This window comes from Frigoribacterium sp. PvP032, assembly GCF_017833035.1.
Lineage (GTDB): Bacteria > Actinomycetota > Actinomycetes > Actinomycetales > Microbacteriaceae > Frigoribacterium.
The window spans coordinates 736,353-754,747 of the sequence record NZ_JAFIBM010000001.1 but is presented as its reverse complement, the minus strand read 5'-3'; the positions used below and the strand labels follow the sequence as shown (position 1 = coordinate 754,747).

17 protein-coding genes and 2 tRNA genes are annotated in these 18,395 nt (G+C 72.5%); 7 read left to right on the top strand and 12 right to left on the bottom strand.

Translation table 11 applies throughout. From position 1 onward, the window contains the following. Positions 1–2: 2 nt before the first annotated feature. The 6 genes from kdpA to JOE35_RS03455 all read right to left on the bottom strand — a co-directional run bounded on the left by kdpA (position 3) and on the right by JOE35_RS03455 (position 5,617). Positions 3–1,679, bottom strand: coding sequence for a potassium-transporting ATPase subunit KdpA (gene kdpA / locus JOE35_RS03480; protein WP_209559880.1), 1,677 nt, complete (start codon positions 1,677–1,679; stop codon positions 3–5). A gap of 9 nt (positions 1,680–1,688) precedes the next feature. Then, a complete protein-coding gene (locus JOE35_RS16015; protein WP_209559879.1) occupies positions 1,689–1,778 on the bottom strand; it encodes a potassium-transporting ATPase subunit F in 90 nt (29 codons plus the stop codon). Further along, the gene (locus JOE35_RS16010) at positions 1,775–1,933 is read right to left on the bottom strand and encodes a hypothetical protein (RefSeq protein WP_209559878.1); all 159 of its coding nucleotides are present in this window, start codon (positions 1,931–1,933) and stop codon (positions 1,775–1,777) included. The genes JOE35_RS16015 and JOE35_RS16010 overlap by 4 nt, the downstream gene beginning before the upstream one ends. A gap of 218 nt (positions 1,934–2,151) precedes the next feature. After that, a tRNA-Ser gene (locus tag JOE35_RS03465) sits at positions 2,152–2,241 on the bottom strand. A 566-nt stretch (positions 2,242–2,807) separates the two neighbouring features. After that, positions 2,808–4,274 (bottom strand): LCP family protein, encoded by a 1,467-nt coding sequence (locus tag JOE35_RS03460; RefSeq protein ID WP_307802921.1) that lies wholly within the window; start codon positions 4,272–4,274, stop codon positions 2,808–2,810. 149 nt (positions 4,275–4,423) lie between these two features. Next, complete coding sequence (locus JOE35_RS03455) at positions 4,424–5,617, bottom strand: mannosyltransferase family protein (protein ID WP_209559876.1); 1,194 nt, start codon at positions 5,615–5,617, stop codon at positions 4,424–4,426. Between the two features lie 175 nt (positions 5,618–5,792). Here JOE35_RS03455 and JOE35_RS03450 point away from each other — a divergent pair, with 175 nt between their 5' ends. Together JOE35_RS03450 and JOE35_RS03445 are read left to right on the top strand one after the other, a co-directional pair. Next, positions 5,793–6,596 (top strand): sugar phosphate isomerase/epimerase, encoded by an 804-nt coding sequence (locus JOE35_RS03450; protein WP_209559875.1) that lies wholly within the window; start codon positions 5,793–5,795, stop codon positions 6,594–6,596. Further along, the gene (locus JOE35_RS03445; RefSeq protein WP_209559874.1) at positions 6,593–7,708 is read left to right on the top strand and encodes a Gfo/Idh/MocA family protein; all 1,116 of its coding nucleotides are present in this window, start codon (positions 6,593–6,595) and stop codon (positions 7,706–7,708) included. Before JOE35_RS03450 ends, JOE35_RS03445 begins: the two co-directional genes overlap by 4 nt. Before the next feature lie 288 nt (positions 7,709–7,996). On the opposite strand, the gene JOE35_RS03440 is transcribed toward JOE35_RS03445, so the two are convergent. Beyond that, the gene (locus JOE35_RS03440; protein ID WP_209559873.1) at positions 7,997–9,046 is read right to left on the bottom strand and encodes a glycoside hydrolase family 6 protein; all 1,050 of its coding nucleotides are present in this window, start codon (positions 9,044–9,046) and stop codon (positions 7,997–7,999) included. A 402-nt stretch (positions 9,047–9,448) separates the two neighbouring features. Further along, positions 9,449–10,171 (bottom strand): MBL fold metallo-hydrolase, encoded by a 723-nt coding sequence (locus tag JOE35_RS03435; RefSeq protein WP_209559872.1) that lies wholly within the window; start codon positions 10,169–10,171, stop codon positions 9,449–9,451. Between the two features lie 53 nt (positions 10,172–10,224). On the opposite strand from JOE35_RS03435, the gene JOE35_RS03430 reads away from it, so the two are divergent. The 3 genes from JOE35_RS03430 to arfB all read left to right on the top strand — a co-directional run bounded on the left by JOE35_RS03430 (position 10,225) and on the right by arfB (position 11,901). After that, the gene (locus tag JOE35_RS03430) at positions 10,225–10,767 is read left to right on the top strand and encodes a TetR/AcrR family transcriptional regulator (RefSeq protein ID WP_209559871.1); all 543 of its coding nucleotides are present in this window, start codon (positions 10,225–10,227) and stop codon (positions 10,765–10,767) included. A 189-nt stretch (positions 10,768–10,956) separates the two neighbouring features. Beyond that, positions 10,957–11,409, top strand: coding sequence for a hypothetical protein (locus JOE35_RS03425; RefSeq protein ID WP_209559870.1), 453 nt, complete (start codon positions 10,957–10,959; stop codon positions 11,407–11,409). 69 nt (positions 11,410–11,478) lie between these two features. Continuing rightward, the gene (gene arfB, locus JOE35_RS03420) at positions 11,479–11,901 is read left to right on the top strand and encodes an alternative ribosome rescue aminoacyl-tRNA hydrolase ArfB (RefSeq protein ID WP_209559869.1); all 423 of its coding nucleotides are present in this window, start codon (positions 11,479–11,481) and stop codon (positions 11,899–11,901) included. A gap of 69 nt (positions 11,902–11,970) precedes the next feature. On the opposite strand, the gene JOE35_RS03415 is transcribed toward arfB, so the two are convergent. From JOE35_RS03415 to serS, 3 genes are all read right to left on the bottom strand, one after another. Further along, positions 11,971–12,058, bottom strand: a tRNA-Ser gene (locus tag JOE35_RS03415). Positions 12,059–12,268: 210 nt separating this feature from the next. Next, complete coding sequence (locus JOE35_RS03410) at positions 12,269–13,162, bottom strand: HAD family hydrolase (RefSeq protein ID WP_307802920.1); 894 nt, start codon at positions 13,160–13,162, stop codon at positions 12,269–12,271. Then, a complete protein-coding gene (serS, locus tag JOE35_RS03405) occupies positions 13,159–14,424 on the bottom strand; it encodes a serine--tRNA ligase (RefSeq protein ID WP_209559868.1) in 1,266 nt (421 codons plus the stop codon). The genes JOE35_RS03410 and serS overlap by 4 nt, the downstream gene beginning before the upstream one ends. A 99-nt stretch (positions 14,425–14,523) precedes the next feature. On the opposite strand from serS, the gene JOE35_RS03400 reads away from it, so the two are divergent. Then, positions 14,524–15,543, top strand: coding sequence for a diacylglycerol kinase family protein (locus JOE35_RS03400; protein ID WP_209559867.1), 1,020 nt, complete (start codon positions 14,524–14,526; stop codon positions 15,541–15,543). A 73-nt stretch (positions 15,544–15,616) separates the two neighbouring features. On the opposite strand, the gene pheA is transcribed toward JOE35_RS03400, so the two are convergent. Continuing rightward, the gene (gene pheA, locus JOE35_RS03395) at positions 15,617–16,567 is read right to left on the bottom strand and encodes a prephenate dehydratase (RefSeq protein WP_209559866.1); all 951 of its coding nucleotides are present in this window, start codon (positions 16,565–16,567) and stop codon (positions 15,617–15,619) included. A 105-nt stretch (positions 16,568–16,672) separates the two neighbouring features. Here pheA and pgm point away from each other — a divergent pair, with 105 nt between their 5' ends. Further along, positions 16,673–18,292: a phosphoglucomutase (alpha-D-glucose-1,6-bisphosphate-dependent) gene (pgm, locus tag JOE35_RS03390; RefSeq protein ID WP_209559865.1), complete on the top strand. Its 1,620-nt coding sequence runs from the start codon at positions 16,673–16,675 to the stop codon at positions 18,290–18,292. The last annotated feature ends 103 nt before the right edge of the window (positions 18,293–18,395 follow it).

The following is an 18,395-nucleotide window of genomic DNA, read 5'->3' as shown; positions in this document are numbered from 1 at the left end:
GGTCAGTTCAGCCCTTCGGCGAGCGGCCCCAGCGCGAGCACGGGGAAGTAGGTCAGCGCCGTGACGATCACGGAGACGCCGGTGAGGAGGCCCACGAACTGCGGGCGGTGGGTCGGCAGGGTGCCCGCGGTCGCGGGCGCCTTGCCCTGGGCGGCGAACGAGCCGGCGAGGGCGAGCACGAGCACTATCGGCACGAACCGGCCGAGCAGCATCGCGACGCCGAGGGCCGTGTTGAACCAGGGCGTGTTCGCCGTGAGGCCCGCGAAGGCCGAGCCGTTGTTGTTCGCGGCCGAGGTGAAGGCGTAGAGCACCTCGCTGAAGCCGTGCAGGCCGGGGTTCCAGATCGACGTGCCCTCGACGTCGGCGCGCACCGCGGGGATCGCGAAGCTCAGCGCCGTGCCCGTCAGCACGAGCGTCGGCGTGACGAGGATGTACAGGCTGGCGAGCTTGATCTCGCGAGGCCCGATCGCCTTGCCGAGGTACTCGGGCGTCCGGCCGACGAGCAGCCCCGCGATGAACACGGTGATGACGGCGAGCACGAGGATCCCGTAGAGCCCCGAGCCGACGCCGCCGGGGGCGATCTCGCCGAGCATCATGTTGATCATCGCGACCATGCCGCCGAGCGCCGTGTACGAGTCGTGCATCGAGTCGACGGCGCCCGTCGAGGTGAGGGTCGAGGTCGAGCCGAACAGGGTCGATCCCCAGACGCCGAACCGCACCTCCTTGCCCTCGAGGGCGCCGCCGGCGAGCTCCGGAGCGGTGCCCGCGCCGCGGACCTCTGCCCAGGTCATCGCGGTGAGCGAGACGACCGCGATGGTCGTCATGACGGCCGCGATCGCCCGGCCCTCTCGGGTCGAGCCGACCATGCGGCCGAGGGTGCGCGGCAGCGAGAACGGGATGACGAGCATCAGCACGACCTGGAACAGGTTCGTCCAGGCGCTCGGGTTCTCGAACGGGTGCGCGCTGTTGGCGTTGAAGAAGCCGCCGCCGTTCGTGCCCAGCAGCTTGATCGCCTCCTGGGAGGCCACCGGCCCGCCCGGGATCACGGCCGAGCCGCCGGTCAGCGTGCCGACCGTCTCGGGCGCGGCGAACGTCTGCACGACGCCGCCGGCGAGCAGCACGAAGGCCGCGACGACCGCGAGCGGCAGCAGGATGCGCGTCACCGACCGGGTCAGGTCGACCCAGAAGTTGCCGAGGGTGCCGCTGCGGGCGCGGGCGAGGCCGCGGATCAGCGCGACGGCGACGGCGATCCCGACGGCGGCCGAGACGAAGTTCTGCACGGCGAGCCCGGCGAGCTGGACGGCGTAGCCCATCGTCAGCTCGGGCGAGTACGACTGCCAGTTCGTGTTGGCGACGAAGCTCGCGGCGGTGTTGAACGCGAGGTCGGGCGGCACGGCGGGCAGGCCGAGGGAGGCAGGCAGCAGCGCCTGCGTGCGCTGCAGCAGGTAGAGGAAGAGCAGGCCGACGACCGAGAAGGCGAGGACGCCGCGGAGGTACGCCCGCCAGGTCTGCTCGGACGAGCTGTCGACGCCGATGACCCGATAGAGCAACCGCTCGGCCGCGAGGTCGCGGGTGCTCGTGAAGGTGCGCGCCATGTGGTCGCCGAGCGGCCGGTGCAGCACCACGAGCACCAGCACGACGGTGGCGATCTGGAGGAGGCCCGCGAGGGTGTCGTTCACACCGGCCGCCTAGAACTTCTCGGGCGCGACGAGCGCGACCACGAGGTAGACGAGGGCGGCGACGGCGAGGACGACCGCGACGATGCCGAGGACGGTCACAGGCGCTCCACCCCCTTCGCCACGAGGGCGACGACCGCCATGACGGCGACGATGGCGAGCAGGTAGACGAGGTCGAGCACGGTGGTGACTCCGAGTCCAGGAGGAGCGGGTGCGGCCGGCGGCGCCGGTCGCGTGCCCGACTGGGGCACGGTCACCCAGCAGACACCGCGGGACGGCCCCGGACGGCGTTCCTCACGGGTTCCCTACGGCGGCGAGCGGCATCCTCGCGGTTCGCTGACGCGGAGCGGCTGGCTCGCACGCGTCTGACCCGGGACCTGGCCGAGCCGGGCCGGCGGCCGGCCGAGAAAGCACCAGGGCAAAGAAAAAGGCCCCGTGCATCGATCTGGCGAGATCACAACGCGACGGGGCCCCGCGGAGCCGGTGGGATTTGAACCCACGGTTCCCACAAAGGGAACTCCACCTTAGCAGGGTGGTGCACTAGGCCGAACTATGCGACGGCTCCATGCGCAGTCTCGTGCGGGACGTGACGGCGCACCCACGATCATAGCGGGCCGGACGCGATCTGCCGAACTGCGCCTCCTGGAGGGGCCGAGCCGCGCCTCCTCGGCACCTGCCGGAGCCCTGGTCACCCGTGTTTCACCCGGTGATCCCCCGTTCGGGGGGCACTGCGGCCTTGTCCACCTATATGCCGACTCATAGAGTACCCCTGGCGCCGGAGACGGCGGAGTCGTGCACCACCCGGCAGCACGGGGCGTCCCCGGACGCAGCGACTCTCCCCCGCCGGCACCGACACAGACCTCCGACGCACTTCCCGACGGAGTGCCGCATCCGACGCGGCACCGGCCGGAGGCATCTCTGTCGACGACGACGTCGACGTCACACCCCCTGCGGTGCCGAACCCCTGATCCCGGCACCGCAGGGCCCCCGCGGCGCGTTCGGGCGCCCGCGCGGGATCCCCGGTCGTCCCGGCGAGCTGGTTACTCGCCGGGGCGCCCTCCCCCTCCCGGTGCGCACCCCGACGCGCGGGCAGGCACGCAGGGCACGCGAGGTGCAGCGGAGGAAGCGGCGCTACTTCTGCAGGAAGCCGACCGAGCAGGTCTGCTCCGCAGCCGACTGGCCCGTCAGGCCGGAGATGACCTCGGGGCCCGAGGGAGCCGCCGCAGGGTCGGTCGGGGTGCCGGCGGCCGGGGCCGTGGGGGCAGGCGTACCGGACACGGAGGCGGCGGGCGCCTCGGGAGCCGCCGACGCGCCTCCCGCAGCAGCACCGGCCGCAGCGTCGCCAGCAGCAGCGTCGCCGGCCGCAGCATCGCCAGCAGCAGCGTCGCCGGCGGCGGACGCGGCGCCGAGCCCCTCGCTGCCGGCCTCGAGCGTGAACGGCTGGTCGGCCCGGACGGCGTCGAACAGCCGCTCCGCGACCGACGTGATCGGCTGGACCTTGCCCTCGTAGACGCCGCTGCCGCCGGTCGTGCCGGGGTACTGGACGAAGTTGACCTGGTCGAGGGGGAGGTCGCGCAGCGCCGAGCCGATCTGCACCATGGTGTTGACGTCGGTGAGCCCCTCGGAGAGCGTCATGTTGCTCGCCGCCGCACGGGCGAGCGAGTACAGCTTCGTCGGGTTCGTGAGCGTGTCGGCACTCTTGACCGTGCGCAGCAGCGACGACAGGTAGACCTGCTGGCTGCTGATCCGGCCGAGGTCCGAGCCGTCGCCGACGCCGTGGCGGGTACGGAGGAACTGCAGCGCCTGCTCGCCCTGCAGCACCGTCTCGCCGGCCTGGATGTCGAGGCCGGTGTAGCGGTCCTTGATGGGGGTCGCCGCGCAGACGGGCACCCCGCCGACGGCGTTCGACATCTCGATGACGCCGTTGAAGGAGATCATCCCGGCGAAGGGGATCTCGAGCCCGGTGAGCTCGGAGACCGTCGAGACGACGCAGCTGAGGCCGCCGTACGAGTAGGCCTCGTTCATGGGGCGGGCCGACATCGCCGAGTAGTAGCCGCTGCCGTCCTCGCGGGCGCAGGCGGGGATGGGCACGACCATGTCGCGGGGGATGCTCACGGCCGTCGCGTTCGAGTGGTCGGCCGAGACGTGCAGCAGGATGTTGACGTCGTTCAGGGTCGCGTCGCGCTTGCCGAACTCGCCCTCGTCCTGTGCGGCGTCGTTGTCCGTGCCGACGATCAGCACGTTGAAGCCGCCGGGGAACGCGTCGATCGTGGGCGGCGACGCGACGACGGGCGACTGGCCCTTCGCCGCGGGCAGGGCGACGCCCGTGCCGAGGTCGGAGCGCACCTGGTAGGCCGCGATGGCCCCCACGGAGGCCCCGCTCACGAGGACGACGGCGAGCGCACCGGCGACGACCTTGCCGATCGTGCCCAGCGGGCCGGTGGCGCGGAGGCGGCCGTGACGGGCGACTCCTCGGCTGGAGGCCTCGGCGGCGCGGCGGCCCGTGCGGCTGCCCGACCGGCTCCCCGCGAGCGCCTCGGCTCGGGTGCGGGGGGCCCTCTCGGTGCGGCTGGCGGTGCGGTCGCGGTCGTCGGTCACGCGGAGTCCTCTCGGTCGACGCGGGCACGGCGCAGACCCGGTGACGGTCGGCGGGGTTCGTGCCTGCGCGATGGGCGGGCAGAACGGCATCGTAACCGCTGGAACTCCACGGGACGGTGGGTCGCCCTGAACGGGGGGCCTGACGACGGTCAGGGGTAGCCGACGAACCAGAGCAGCACGACCGCGACCGGCTGCAGCGCGACGCCTGCCCAGAGCAGGACCCACCGGAGGCGCGGCACGGCCACGACCGCGGGGTGGCCGAGCAGCGGCGCGACGGGCAGCAGCAGCCTCGGCAGGCTCTGCTGCGGCAGGAACACGGCGACGAGGTAGAGCAGGTAGCTCGCGGCGTACGAGACGACCTCGACGCCCATCGCCTGCGTCGAGCGGCGGGTGAACGCCCAGGTCACGGCGCCGAGCAGCACCCCGACGAGCACGATCCCCGCGACGCCGAGGAACGTGCCGGCCATCACGAACCAGGGAGTCAGCGGCGCGAAGTGCTGGCGGCCGACGAAGCCGACCCACCACGAGAGCTCGGTGTCGAGGTACGCGCCCGACCGCCCGGTGACGTGGTCAGCGATCACGGGCCAGGCGAGGCCCGCCGCCGAGATCAGCAGCCCTGCCACGACGACCGAGACCCGTTCGCGCCTCCTGAACGCCTTCCCCTCGCGACGCAGCCGCATGATCGCCGTCACGGCGAGCGCCAACGCGAGGGCGAGCACGCCCGGTCGGGTGAACGCGGCGACGACGCCGAGCGGCACCATCAGCAGGTACCGCTGCCGGATCATCGCGAGCAGCGCCCCGAAGGTGAGCAGCAGCAGCAAGCTCTCGGCGTAGGCGACCTGCAGCACGAACGAGAGCGGGCCGAAGCAGAAGAGGGCCGCGGCCCAGAGGGCGCTCTGCGGGCCGACCGTCTCGAGGACGACACGGTGCAGCAGCACCGCGGCGCCGCCTCCTGCGATCACGGCCACGACGAGGCCGATCGCGAAGAACGCGTTCCCGGCGAGGTCGACGCCGAGCACGGCAGCCACGCCGCGCACCAGCCAGGGGAACGCCGGCAGGAACGCCCAGGGGTTCGGCAGCACGTGCCCGTCGTCGTCGACGGGCAGCTCGGTCGGGTAGCCCTGCTGCGCGATGGTGCGGTAGAAGCTGGCGTCCCACGAGCCCGAGAAGGAGGCGAAGCTCGGGTCGGCGCGGTGGCTCGCGAACGCCCAGCCCTGCGAGGTCGCGAGCGAGAAGAGACCGCCGAGCCACGCGCTCGAGACGAGTCGCGAGACGGCGTAGAGCACGAGCACGACGACCACGGGAGGGGCGTCCCGCAGCCGGGTGCTGAGTCGCTGGCGCACCCCGTCAGCCTAGGAGGCGCCTCCTCGATCCCGAGACCGATCCTGTCGATCTTCGTAGACCTTTTGTCATCGCTCGACAGAAGTGACAGAGTTGGCGTGCACGCCCTCGACCGTCACCGCGCCGGCCGCCGTCGGCGCCACGCCCACGAGATCCACCACGACAAAGGAGTTCGCCATGACCTCGTCACCCTCCGTCCAGCTCTACACGGTCAGGGACGCCATCTCGGCCGACCTGCAGGGCGCCGTCGCCCGCGTCGCCGAGATCGGCTTCACCAAGGTCGAGCCCTACGACTTCGTGGCTCGCGCCGACGAGCTCGAGAAGGCCTTCGCCGCCTCGGGCGTCACCGCGCCGTCCGCGCACGCGCCGGTCATCGACTCGACGGAGCCCGAGCGTGCCTTCGCCGCCGCCGCCCAGCTCGGCGTCGGAACCGTGATCGACCCCTTCATCCCGAGCGACCGCTGGCAGACCGCCGACGACGCCCGCGCGATCGCCGACCGCGTCAACGAGCTGCAGGTGCAGGCCGCGGCCGCAGGGCTGGCGTTCGGCTATCACAACCACCAGTGGGAGTTCGCGAACAAGGTCGACGGGCGCCCCGTCTACGAGTTCTTCCTCGAGCGCCTGAACGACGACGTCGTCCTCGAGATCGACACCTTCTGGTCGACCGTCGGCGGCATGGACACCCCTGCCCTGCTGCGCTCGCTGGGCGACCGCGTGCAGTTCCTGCACATCAAGGACGGTCTGATCTCGGGCGACATCGCCACCGCGCTGCCGAGCAGCGAGAGCGCCCTGGAGGTGCCGGAGGCCCTCGCCGCCGCGTTCAAGAACCAGAAGCCGGCCGGCCAGGGCGACGTCGACGTGGCGGCCGTGCTCGCCGCCGCGCCGCACGCGCTGCGCGTGGTCGAGTTCGACGACTACGGCAAGGACGTGTTCGACGGCATCGCCGAGTCGCTCGCGTGGCTCGCGGAGAACGACAAGTGACCGGCGCCGGCCGCACGGGTCGCGTCGGCGTCGGCGTCATCGGCGCGGGCGTCATCAGCGGCACGTACCTCGAGAACATGACGAGGTTCCCCGACCTCGAGGTCCTCTTCGTCGCCGACCTGATCGCCGACCGCGCCCGCTCGCGCGCCGAGGAGTACGGCGTGCCCGGCCACGGCACTGTCGAGGAGCTGCTCGCGATCGACGAGATCGAGATCGTCGTCAACCTGACGATCCCCGCCGTGCACGCCGAGGTCGGTCGTCAGGTCGTCGCCGCCGGCAAGAGCGTCTGGAGCGAGAAGCCGCTCGCCCTCGACCACACGTCGGGCAGCGACCTGCTGGCCGCGGCCGACGCCGCAGGGGTCAGGGTCGCCTGCGCGCCCGACACCGTGCTCGGCGCCGGCATCCAGTCGGCGATGCGCGCCATCGCTCGCGGCGACATCGGCGAGCCGCTGACCGCGACGACGCTGTTCCACGTGCCGGGGCCGGACGCGTGGCACCCGGACCCCGAGTTCCTCTTCGCGAAGGGCGCGGGCCCGCTGTTCGACATGGGCCCCTACTACGTGACGACGCTCGTGCACGCGTTCGGCGCCGCCAGCTCGGTCAGCGCCGTCTCGTCGACGTCGCGCACGACCCGCTCGATCGGCAGCGGCCCCCGCGCCGGCACCGAGTTCCCCGTCGAGGTGCCGACGCACCACGCGGCGCTCATCTCGTTCGAGGGCGGGCAGTCGGCGCAGTCGACCTTCTCGTTCCAGAACGCGCTGCCCCGCATGGGCTTCGTCGAGATCAGCGGCACCGAGGGCACCATCGTGCTCCCAGACCCGAACACCTTCGAGGGCGACTCGACGATCTGGCGCTTCGGCCAGGACGAGCCGAGCACCCTCGCGGCAGCCGGCTCGACGTACGGACGCGGCTCGGGCGTGCTCGACCTCGCCCGTGCGCTGCGCGGCGGCGACGCCGAGCGTGCCAGCGGCGCGGTCGCGTCGCACGTGCTCGACGTGCTGCTCGCCGTCAGCGAGGCCGCGGAGTCGCGCTCGGTCGTCGAGGTCGCCTCGACGGTCGCGAAGCCGGAGCCGCTCGCCGAGGCCTGGGACCCGTCGGAGCCGACCCTCTAGGTCGGCCCCGCCGGGACGACCCGGCCGCCTGCAGGAGGCGCGGTGCGAGCGAGGCTCGCACCGCGCCTCCTGCGCGTCTGCGGCCCCTGCACGCTGCCCACTGCCCGCGTCCTTTGAGAGCGATCCGCGAGCACGGCGGCCTGTCTTCCGCAAATGCCGACCGCGCGCGCTGCAACAGCGGCTTTTCCCGTCAGGATCCGAACTGCATGACGCCTGCGGTCGGCATTTGTGGCCCCGGCAGCGCACACGGGCAGGAAGTCGACCAGCGCGCGACGGGCCAGCGGGCGCTCAGCGCCGGTTCGCGACCAACGCCGTCGCGTACGACGGGAACCACGTGCCCGCCGCCGGCCCGCCGCCGCAGGTGCCGTCGCTCGCGCCGGGCGTCTTGACCCAGAGCAGGGCGTCGAGCCGGGTCGTCCCGGACGTCGCCACGCGCGGCGTCTGTCCGAGCCCCGCGCCGGGAGCGTTGCACCAGGTGCCCTTCCAGCCGCGCCCGTTCCGCCCGACGTCGATCACGTACCTGGCCCCGCCCGTCGCGGCGGAGACCTTCTCGGCGTAGGCCCTCTCCTGGTCGACCGTGTAGTAGTTCGCGACGTTCGTGTAGAAGCCCCTCGCCTTCCCGATCCCCGCCGCCCTCAGCCGCGCGGCCATGTCGGCGGGCTTCACCCAGTTCGAGTTGCCCCCGTCGAGGTACGCGGGAACCCCGGCGCGCGAGAACGCGGCGACGGCGCTCGCGATGGTCGCGGTCCGGGTCGTGGTCATCGCCGGGCACGAGCTGAGGTGCCCCAGCGAGTCGGGCTCGACCAGCACGACGGCACGGTGCCCCGCGAGTGCCGTCGCGACCTTCTGGTTCCAGGCCAGGTAGGCGGCGTCGTTCGCCGCGCCTCCTGAAGAGTGCCCGCCGCAGTCGCGGCCGGGGATGTCGTAGGTGACGAAGACCGGCGTCGTGCCCTTCTTCTCGGCGGCCGCCAGGTTGCGCTGGATCACCTTCACCAGCATCGCGTCGTCGTACCAGGAGCCGAGCCAGATCGCGATCGGCTGCGCCGCGATCGTGCGGGCAGCGGCGGCGTCGGCGGTGCGCCCCTGGGCGGCGAGCTGGGTCGCGGCGATGGCCGCCGGGCCTTGCTGCTCGACGTGCAGCCCGCCCTTGAAGACGGTCGCGGCCGACGCGGTGCGGATCGTCGAGGAGGTGGTGGTCGCGGTCGTGCGGGGAGCCGCGGCCTCCGCAGCCTCCGCGGTCGAGACACGGGACGAGGAGGCGGGGGGCGCGACGACGAGACCGGCCGCGAGCGCGACGACGGCCCCGGCGACGACGCCCGCGCGGGCGAGGTCGATCACGGGAGGGTCCTTCGGTGTGAGGAGGGAGCGAGCGAGCGTGCGAGGAGGTGCTGCGCCGTGGGCTGGACCTCGGCGCCGGCCTGCGGCCCGGAACGGCGAGCCTGGCGACGACGTCAGTGCACCACGACGGCGGGGCCGCTCACACCCCCCGTCCGGAGGCGGTCGTCGCCCGTCTTCGGGGGTGGGGGTACGTCGCGCGTCCTCGGTGAGGCGGACCGTCGGGAGCGATCCTGCGCGTCGCCTCCGCGCCTCCTCGATGCTCGCGGCACGCATGCTGCCTGCGCGCGGTCTGCGCGCTGGGCGACGAGAGCTGGGCGACGGCGAACACCTCGGAGTGGACGATGCACCCCGTGATGACGGGGTTCATGGTCCACTCCGGGGTGCGACGGGCAACGGCGCAGATCAGGCGCGGTGCGCGGCGGCGGCCTCGACGGCGGCGACCGCGGCGGCGACTCCTCCGCCCCAGGGCGCGCCGTGTCCGGGCAGCACCCACGTCGCCCCGGTGTCGACCAGGGCCCGCAGCGACGCGACGGCGCGCTCGGGCTCGTCCGTGAAGGGCGCCGGCTGGGGCCCCTCGGCACCGGTGAGCACGTGGCGGGTCGTGAGGGCGTCGCCCACGAAGAGCGCGTCGGCGAGGGGCACGTGCACGGCGACGCTGCCCTCCGAGTGTCCGGGCACGCTGATCACGCGCGGCGAGCCGGGCAGGTCGAGCACGTCGCCGTCGTGCACCTCGACCACCTCGGTGAGCCACGCGGACCGCGCGCCGCCCTTGCGGACGAAGTAGGTGAGGAACCCGAGCATCGCCCCGATCTTCATCTGCTGCTTGAGGCCAGCCGGCTTGCCGCCGCCCTTCGCGCGGGAGGCGTCGGCCGGGTGGACGTACACCGGCACGCCGTGCTCGCGGCGCAGCCACTCGGCGAAGCCCACGTGGTCGGAGTCGCCGTGCGTCAGCACGACCCCGGCGACGTCGGCCGGGCCGAGGCCGAGCAGGGCGAGCTCGGCGAGCAGCTCGCGGCGGTGGCCGGGCAGGCCGGCGTCGACCGCCGTGACGCCCTCGGGCGTGACGACGAGGTAGGAGGCGACGATGTCGTTGCCGAGGCGGTGGACGTGCTCGCTGATCTTCATGATGGCTACGATACATAGCCATCATGGCTATGGTCAATAGGTATGGTGGACGGATGCCGACTCCCGACCGCACCTCCTTGGAGGCCATCGTCACCGCCGCCCGCGACCTGCTCGAGACGGAGGGGCTGGCCGGCCTCACCATGCAGGCCGTGGCCCAGCGGGTCGGCGTGCGCGCCCCCTCCTTGTACAAGCGCGTGCAGGGCAGGGACCAGCTCGTGCAGCTGGTGGCGGAGGCGACCCTCGAGGAGGTGGGCGTCCGGCTCGAGCAGAGCGCCGACCTGGGCGACCTGGTCGACCGGTTCCGCGCCTTCGGGCACGAGCGGCCGGCGGCGTTCCAGCTGGTGATGACGCCGGGGCCGGGCGTCCCGACCGCGCGGCCCGAGTTCGGGGCGGCTACGAGCCGGCCGATCCTGCGTCACGCGGGTGCGCTCGCGGGCGAGGACAGGGCGCTGGAGGCGGCGCGCACGGTGACCGCGTGGGCCGCCGGCTTCGTGAGCATGGAGCTCGCCGGCGGCTTCGGCCTCGGCGGCGACGTCGACGCCGCCTGGCGGTTCGGGGCCGAGCGGATCGTGGCGGCGGTGTCGACGGCGGCGTGACGGATGCGCGACGGATGCGTGACGGGTGGCACTTGTGGCGCCGGGAGCACGCCGCCAGGATGAGCGCGACCCGCCTGCCTCGTGGCTGCGGCCGGCGCCGCATCGACTGCGACGGCGACTGCTGCACCGACGGCGACTGCTGCAGCAGCACGGACGGCGGCGACGGGTCCACGACGAGAGGAACGCATCATGGCGTCAAGCGACCAGGGCTTCAGCAAGGAGGAGCGCGCGGCCATGAAGGAGCGCGCGGCCGAGCTGCGCGCCGAGGCCAAGCGACAGAAGTCCGCCGACAAGGCGGCTGCCGAGCTGCAGGCGGTCCTCGACGCGCACGCCGCGATGACCGAGGAGGAGCGGGCCGTGGCCGAGGGGCTCCACGCCCTGGTCCTCGAGCACGCTCCGATGCTCGCCCCCAAGACCTGGTACGGGTTCCCGTCGTACGCCGACGCGGACGGCAAGATCGTCGTGTTCTTCCAGCCCGGCTCGAAGTTCGGCGGCCGCTACTCGACGATGGGGTTCCAGGACGCGGCTCAGCTCGACGACGGCGACATGTGGCCGACGTCGTACGCGCTCGCGAGCGTCGACGAGACGACGAGTCCCGTGATCGCGGCGCTGCTGCGGAAGGCGACCGGGCAGGGCGCGTAGCCGTGAGCAGCCGCGCCTGGCTGCGCTGCTGCCGTCCTGCCCGCGCCTCCCGCGTGCGAAGCTGACCGCATGGACCTCGTCGTGTCGCGCGCGCTCACCGTGCCCGCGGCAGAGCTCGTCTGGCGTTTCTCGCGCTCGTCAGGACCGGGAGGCCAGCACGTGAACACGTCCGACAGCCGGGTGCAGCTCTCGTGGGACGTCGCCTCCTCCGCGGCCCTCAGCGACGATCAGCGCGATCTGCTGCTGGCGCGGCTCGGCGGCCGGCTCGTCGGCGGGGTGCTGACGGTCACGTCGTCCGAGCAGCGGTCGCAGCTGCGCAACCGCGAGACCGCGCTGGCGAAGCTCGCCGAGGTCGTCGCTGCGGGACTCGCTCCCGACGCGGCGCCTCGGCGTCCGACCCGGCGCACCCGCGGCTCGGACCGCCGCCGGCTCACTGCGAAGAACGAGCGCTCGGCCACGAAGCAGCAGCGCCGCCGCCCGTCGGACGACTAGCGCGTCGCGGCGCCCGTGCTGCTGTCGGCATCGGTGTCGGCGTCGGTGTCGGTGTCGGTGCTGAGTCTCTGGCGGAGGGCGTGGGATTCGAACCCACGAGACATCTCTGCCCACTTGTTTTCAAGACAAGCTCCATCGGCCGCTCGGACAGCCCTCCCGGCGCACCTGCCGGAGCCGGTGCAGCCGCGCCGAGTCTAGCCGAGGAGGCGCCCCACCAGCCGGGCAGGATCGTCGCGCCGCCTGCCCCGCACGTCGGGCACCATGGGGCTGGTGCGTCCGCACCCGCCGAACCCGCGCGCACCCCTCTGCGCGAGCGAGGTTCCGCGCGGGTTCGACGGGTCTCGGCACGATCAGCGCCAGCAGCAGCTCAGAGCTGCGCGAGCGCCTCCGCGAGGCCGTCGTCGAGGTCGGTGCGGGTGCGCTCGTTGGCGACCTCGTGCACGTCGTCGGGCGCCTGGCCCATCGAGACGCCGCGGCCCTCGGCGGAGGCCCACTGCAGCATGGCGATGTCGTTGCGGCCGTCGCCGACGGCGAGCACGCGCTCGCGCGGGATGCCGAGCTCGGCACGCACGCGCTCGAGAGCGGTGGCCTTCGTCACGCCGTCGGGCGCGATGTCGAGCCACGCCGTCCAGCCGACGTTGTAGTTCACCTTCTGCAGCCCCATCCGCTCGACCACCTCGAGGAAGTCGTCAGTGTCGTGCGACGGCGACACCACGACGACGCGCGTCGCCGCGATCTCGAAGAGCTGCTCGAACTCGACCTTCTCGGCACCGCCGGTGTGCTCCACTTGCGGGAAAGAGCCGCAGTAGCGCATCACGCCGTCGCGATCCTCGACGGCGTAGGCCGCCTCGTTCAGCCCCTCGCGGATGGTGGTCAGCACGTCGGTCGGGTCGAACTCCTCGACGTGGAACTGCGAGTACCCGGTCGGGGCCTTCTCGACACGGCCGAGCGTGATCGCCCCGTTCGCACAGACCACGTACTCGGACACGAGGCCGAGGCGGTCCATCACGGGCAGCGTCATCGAGACGGACCGCCCGGTCGCGATCATGACCGAGTGCCCCTGGGAGGCGAGGCGGGTGATCTCGCCGGCCACCGCCTCCGAGATGGTGCCGCCCTCTTGCATGATCGTGCCGTCGACGTCGAGCGCGACGAGCCAGCGCTCGTCGGCCGAGACGGTCGCCGCCACGGGGGCCGACCGGTGGCGGGTGTCGTCGTCCCAGCTCGAGCTCTCGCCCGCCGCCGTCATGTCGTCGGCGCTCACGCGACCGGCTCGATGACCTCGAGGCCGCCGAGCCACGGACGCAGCGCCTCGGGCACGACGACCGACCCGTCGGCCTGCTGGTGCGTCTCGAGGATCGCCACCAGCCAGCGAGTCGTCGCCAGCGTTCCGTTCAGCGTCGCGACGGGAGCGGTCTTGCCGCTCTCGGTGCGGTAGCGGGTGTCGAGGCGGCGGGCCTGGAACGTGGTGCAGTTCGAGGTGCTGCTGAGCTCGCGGTAGGTGCCCTGCGTCGGGACCCACGCCTCGATGTCGAACTTGCGTGCGGCGCTCGAGCCGAGGTCGCCCGCGGCGACGTCGATCACGCGGTAGTTGAGGCCGAGCGCCTGCATCATCGATTCCTGCAGGGCGACGAGCGCGTCGTGCTCCTGCTCGGCCTGGTCGGGGTGCACGTAGCTGAACATCTCGAGCTTGTTGAACTGGTGCACGCGGAGGATGCCGCGGTTGTCCTTGCCGGCGGCGCCCGCCTCGCGGCGGTAGCAGGTCGACCAGCCGGCGTAGCGGATCGGCCCGGCCGTCACGTCGAGGATCTCGTCGGAGTGGTACCCCGCGAGCGCGACCTCGCTCGTGCCGGTCAGGTAGAGGTCGTCGGCGGGCAGGTGGTAGACCTCGTCGGAGTGCGAGCCGAGGAACCCGGTGCCGGCCATGATCTCGGGCCGCACCAGGGTCGGCGTGATCAGCGGTGTGAAGTCGTTCGCGATCGCCTTGTCGAGCGCCATGTTCATCAGGGCCAGCTCGAGCCGCGCACCGATGCCGCGGAGGAAGTAGAAGCGCGAGCCCGACACCTTCGTGCCGCGCTTGATGTCGATCGCGCCCAGCTTCTCGCCGAGATCGGCGTGGTCGAGGGGCTCGAAGTCGAAGGAGGGGCGGGTGCCGACCTCGCGGAGGGTCGCGAAGTTCTCCTCCCCGCCGGCAGGCACGCCGTCGACGATCACGTTGCCGAGCGAGCGGACGGCCTTGTCGAAGACGGTGTCGGCCTCGGTGGACGCGGCCTGCGCCTCCTTCACCTTCGCGGCCAGCTGCTGGGCCTGGGCGACGAGAGCGGCCTTCTCGTCTCTCGGGGCCTTCGCGACGGTCTTGCCGAACGCGTTCTGCTCGGCCCGCAGCTCCTCGAACGAGGCGATGGCCGCGCGGCGGGCGGTGTCGGCGGCGACCGCGTCGTCGACCAGCGACTCCGACTCACCCCGGGCACGCTGGCTCGTCTTGATCACGTCGGGGGCATCGCGCAGCAGCTGGGGATCGATCACGGGTCCATCTTATGGAGACCCCCTGACGTTCTGTGGAGACGGCACCGACCTTCTGGCGACCGACCTCCTGCAGACCGCCCTGGCGGTTACGGTGGGCGGATGACGACCTCCCCCGCCGCCTCGCCCGCCGAGCACCCCTCGACGCCCGACGCCGCGACGGCCACGAAGACGGCAGCTGTCGTCTACAACCCGATCAAGGTCGACGTCGCCAAGATCCGCGCGGCGGTGCAGCGCCACGAGGCCGAGGCCGGCTGGGGGCCGACCCGCTTCTACGAGACCAGCGTCGAGGATCCCGGCGGCGGCATCACCGCGACGGCCGTGGCCGAGGGCGCTGACGTCGTCATCGCGGCAGGAGGCGACGGCACGGTCCGCGCCGTCGCCGAGGCGCTGCGGGGCTCGCACGCCGCCATCGCCCTGCTGCCGAGCGGCACGGGCAACCTGCTCGCCCGCAACCTGGACCTCGATCTCGACCACCTCGACGGCTCGGTCGCGACGGCCTTCACGGGCCGCGACCGCGCGATCGACCTCGGCCTCGTCGACGTCGAGCGCGAGAACGGCGAGCGCGAGCGCTTCGCCTTCGTGGTGATGGCCGGCATCGGCCTCGACGCCAAGATGCTCGCCAACACGAACCCGAAGCTCAAGGCCCGCGTCGGCTGGCTCGCCTACGTCGACGCCATCGCCCGGTCGCTCCGCGACGACAACAGCATGGTGATCCGCTACGACCTCGACGGCCAGGGCCGCAAGACCATGCGCGCCCACACGGTGCTCGTCGGCAACTGCGGCCTGCTGCCCGGCAACATCATGCTGCTGCCCGACGCCGCGGTCGACGACGGCGTCTTCGACATCGTCGCCCTGCGCCCCGACGGCTTCTTCGGCTGGGTGCAGATCTGGGTCAAGATCGTGTGGGAGAACGGAGTGCTGCGTCGCAGCTCCGTCGGACGCAAGATCATGGCGCACAGCCGCGAGGTGCGCACGGTCCGCTACTCCAAGGGGCGCGAGATCGTCGTGCGCCTCGACGAGCCGCAGGACTTCGAGATGGACGGCGACTCGGTCGGCAAGGCCGTCGCCATCAAGACGTGGGTCGACCCCGGGGCGCTGACGGTGCGCGTCCCGGCCTGACGACCGGCGCCTCCTCCGCTCCCCGGTCGAGCACGCCGGACCAAGGGACGCGCGCGACCCGAGGAGGCGGGGCTCAGGCTCCCGAGACCAGCCCGCGCAGCCAGTCGCGCGCGTCGACGAACGCGTCGTCGTCGTAGCGCGGCACGACGACCACCGGGCGGCCGTCGGCCCGGGGGTACGACCCGAGGAACATCACGTTCGGGCTGAACCTCTTGAGCCCGAGCAGCGCGTCGGCCACGCGCTCGTCGAGCACGTGGCCGTCGAGGTCGATCACGAACCGGTAGCGGCCGAGGGCGTCGCCGATCGGCCGCGACTGGATCAGGCTCAGGTTGATGCCACGGGTCGCGAACTGCTCGAGCATGTCGACGAGCGCTCCGGCGCCGTCCTCCGGCAGCTCGACGATGATGCTCGTCTTGTCGGCGCCGGTGGCGGGCGGCACCGGCACGGTGCGGCTGACGAGCACGAAGCGCGTCACGGCGTTGCGGTTGTCGCCGATCTCGCGGGCCAGCACCTCGACGTCGTGGTGCTCGGTGATCGTCGGCGGGGCCACGGCGGCGTCGGCCCGGCCGGCACCCGCAGGGGTCGACAGCAGGTCGGCGGCCGCGGCGACGTTCGAGGTCGCCGGCAGGTGCCCGTGGCCTGGCAGGTTCGCCTCGAGCCACAGGTGCGTCTGCGCGTAGGCCACGGGGTGCGCGTTGACGACCCGCACCTCCTCGAGGCGGGTGCCCGGTCGTGCGACCAGCACGAAGTCGACCGCGACCAGGTACTCGCCGACGATTCGGAGGCCGGGCACGGTCGCCAGCGCGTCCTGCGTGGCCGAGACGCCGCCCTCGACGCTGTTCTCGATCGCGATCATCGCGGCGGCGCTGCGGCCGGACACGACGTCGGCGAGCGCCTCGCCCACGTTGTTGACGCTGCGCCACTCGGCGCCCGCGGCCTCGGGCACCTGCTTGAGGGCCGCCTCCGTGAAGGTGCCGGCCGGGCCGAGGTAGCTGTAGGTCGACGAGGAGGCGGGGGTCGGCATGACGGAGAGCCTACTGACGACCCGGAGCCTGCTGATGTCCGAGAGGCTGCTGAGCGCCCTGGCCGGGCAGCGACGGAGGTCGGCGGCTGGTGCCAGGATGAGCCCATGACCGATCGCGCAGGCACCCCCGCACTCGACAGCGACCTCATCGACACCGGTGAGCTCGTCGACGCCTACTACTCGCTCGTCCCCGACGTGTCGGTGCCCGAGCAGAAGGTCGTCTTCGGCACCTCCGGCCACCGAGGCTCGTCGCTCGACACCGCCTTCAACGAGACGCACATCGCCGCGATCACGCAGGCGATCGTCGAGTACCGCGCCGGCCAGGGCATCACCGGGCCGCTCTTCATCGGGCGCGACACCCACATGCTGAGCGCCCCCGCCGAGCGCACCGCGATCGAGGTGCTCGTCGGCAACGGCGTGCACGTGCTCGCCGACGCCGACGGCGGCTACGTGCCGACGCCCGCGCTGAGCCACGCGATCCTGGTGCACAACGCCGACCCGGCCAACACCGAGAAGGCCGACGGCATCGTCGTCACCCCCAGCCACAACCCGCCCCGCGACGGCGGCTTCAAGTACAACCCCCCGCACGGCGGCCCGGCCGACGGCGACGCCACGAAGTGGATCGCCGACCGCGCGAACGAGATCATCGCCGCGGGCAACGTCGACGTCGTCAAGGCCGACGGCAGCGCCGGCCGCCACGACTTCCTGCGCGGCTACGTGGGCGACCTGATCAACGTCATCGACATCGACGCCATCAAGGCGGCCGGGGTCAAGATCGGCGCCGACCCGCTGGGCGGCGCCAGCGTCGAGTACTGGGGCGCCATCCGCGACGTCTACGGCCTCGACCTGACCGTCACGAACCCCGGCGTCGACCCGACCTGGCGCTTCATGACGCTCGACTGGGACGGCAAGATCCGGATGGACCCGTCCAGCGCGTCCGCGATGGCCAGCGTCGTGCACCGCAAGGACGAGTTCGACGTGCTCACGGGCAACGACGCCGACGCGGACCGTCACGGCATCGTCACGCCCGACGGCGGCCTGATGAACCCGAACCACTACCTCGCGGTCGCCATCGACTACCTCTACACGCACCGCCCGCAGTGGCGCGACGACGCCGCGATCGGCAAGACCCTCGTCTCGTCGAGCATCATCGACAAGGTCGCCGAGAAGCACGGCCGCCGCCTCTGGGAGGTGCCGGTCGGCTTCAAGTGGTTCGTGCCCGGCCTGGTCGACGGCTCGGTCGCCTTCGGCGGAGAAGAGAGCGCGGGGGCGTCGTTCCTCCGCAAGGACGGCACGGTCTGGACGACCGACAAGGACGGCATCCTGCTCGCGCTGCTCGCCAGCGAGATCATCGCCGTCACGGGCAAGACCCCGTCGCAGCTGTACGCCGAGCTGACCGAGGAGTTCGGCGACCCCGTCTACGAGCGGGTCGACGCCGCCGCCAGCAAGGAGCAGAAGGCACGCCTGGGCAAGCTCAGCGGCGACGACATCACCGCGACCGAGCTCGCCGGCGACCCCATCACGGCCAAGCTGGCGGAGGCGCCCGGCAACGGGGCTGCCGTGGGCGGCCTCAAGGTGGTCACCGACAAGGCCTGGTTCGCGGCCCGCCCGAGCGGCACCGAGGACGTCTACAAGATCTACGCCGAGTCGTTCGAGGGCCCCGAGCACCTCGCGCGGGTCCAGGCCGAGGCGAAGCAGATCGTCGACGCGGCGCTCGGCGCCTAGCCCGCGCGCCGTCGGCCGAAGCGGCCGCCGCCGCCCGCCGCCGAGCGGCTTCCCGACGCGGGAGCGACGAACCGACGCGATCTTCCGCGTCGGTTCGTCGCTC

Coding starts and splice junctions, on each gene's coding strand:
- JOE35_RS03450 (WP_209559875.1), top strand. CDS start 5,793: ATGACCTCGTCACCCTCCGTCCAGCTCTACACGGTCAGGGACGCCATC.
- JOE35_RS03435 (WP_209559872.1), bottom strand. CDS start 10,171: ATGAAGATCAGCGAGCACGTCCACCGCCTCGGCAACGACATCGTCGCC.
- JOE35_RS03430 (WP_209559871.1), top strand. CDS start 10,225: ATGCCGACTCCCGACCGCACCTCCTTGGAGGCCATCGTCACCGCCGCC.
- JOE35_RS03425 (WP_209559870.1), top strand. CDS start 10,957: ATGGCGTCAAGCGACCAGGGCTTCAGCAAGGAGGAGCGCGCGGCCATG.
- arfB (WP_209559869.1), top strand. CDS start 11,479: ATGGACCTCGTCGTGTCGCGCGCGCTCACCGTGCCCGCGGCAGAGCTC.
- JOE35_RS03400 (WP_209559867.1), top strand. CDS start 14,524: ATGACGACCTCCCCCGCCGCCTCGCCCGCCGAGCACCCCTCGACGCCC.
- pheA (WP_209559866.1), bottom strand. CDS start 16,567: ATGCCGACCCCCGCCTCCTCGTCGACCTACAGCTACCTCGGCCCGGCC.
- pgm (WP_209559865.1), top strand. CDS start 16,673: ATGACCGATCGCGCAGGCACCCCCGCACTCGACAGCGACCTCATCGAC.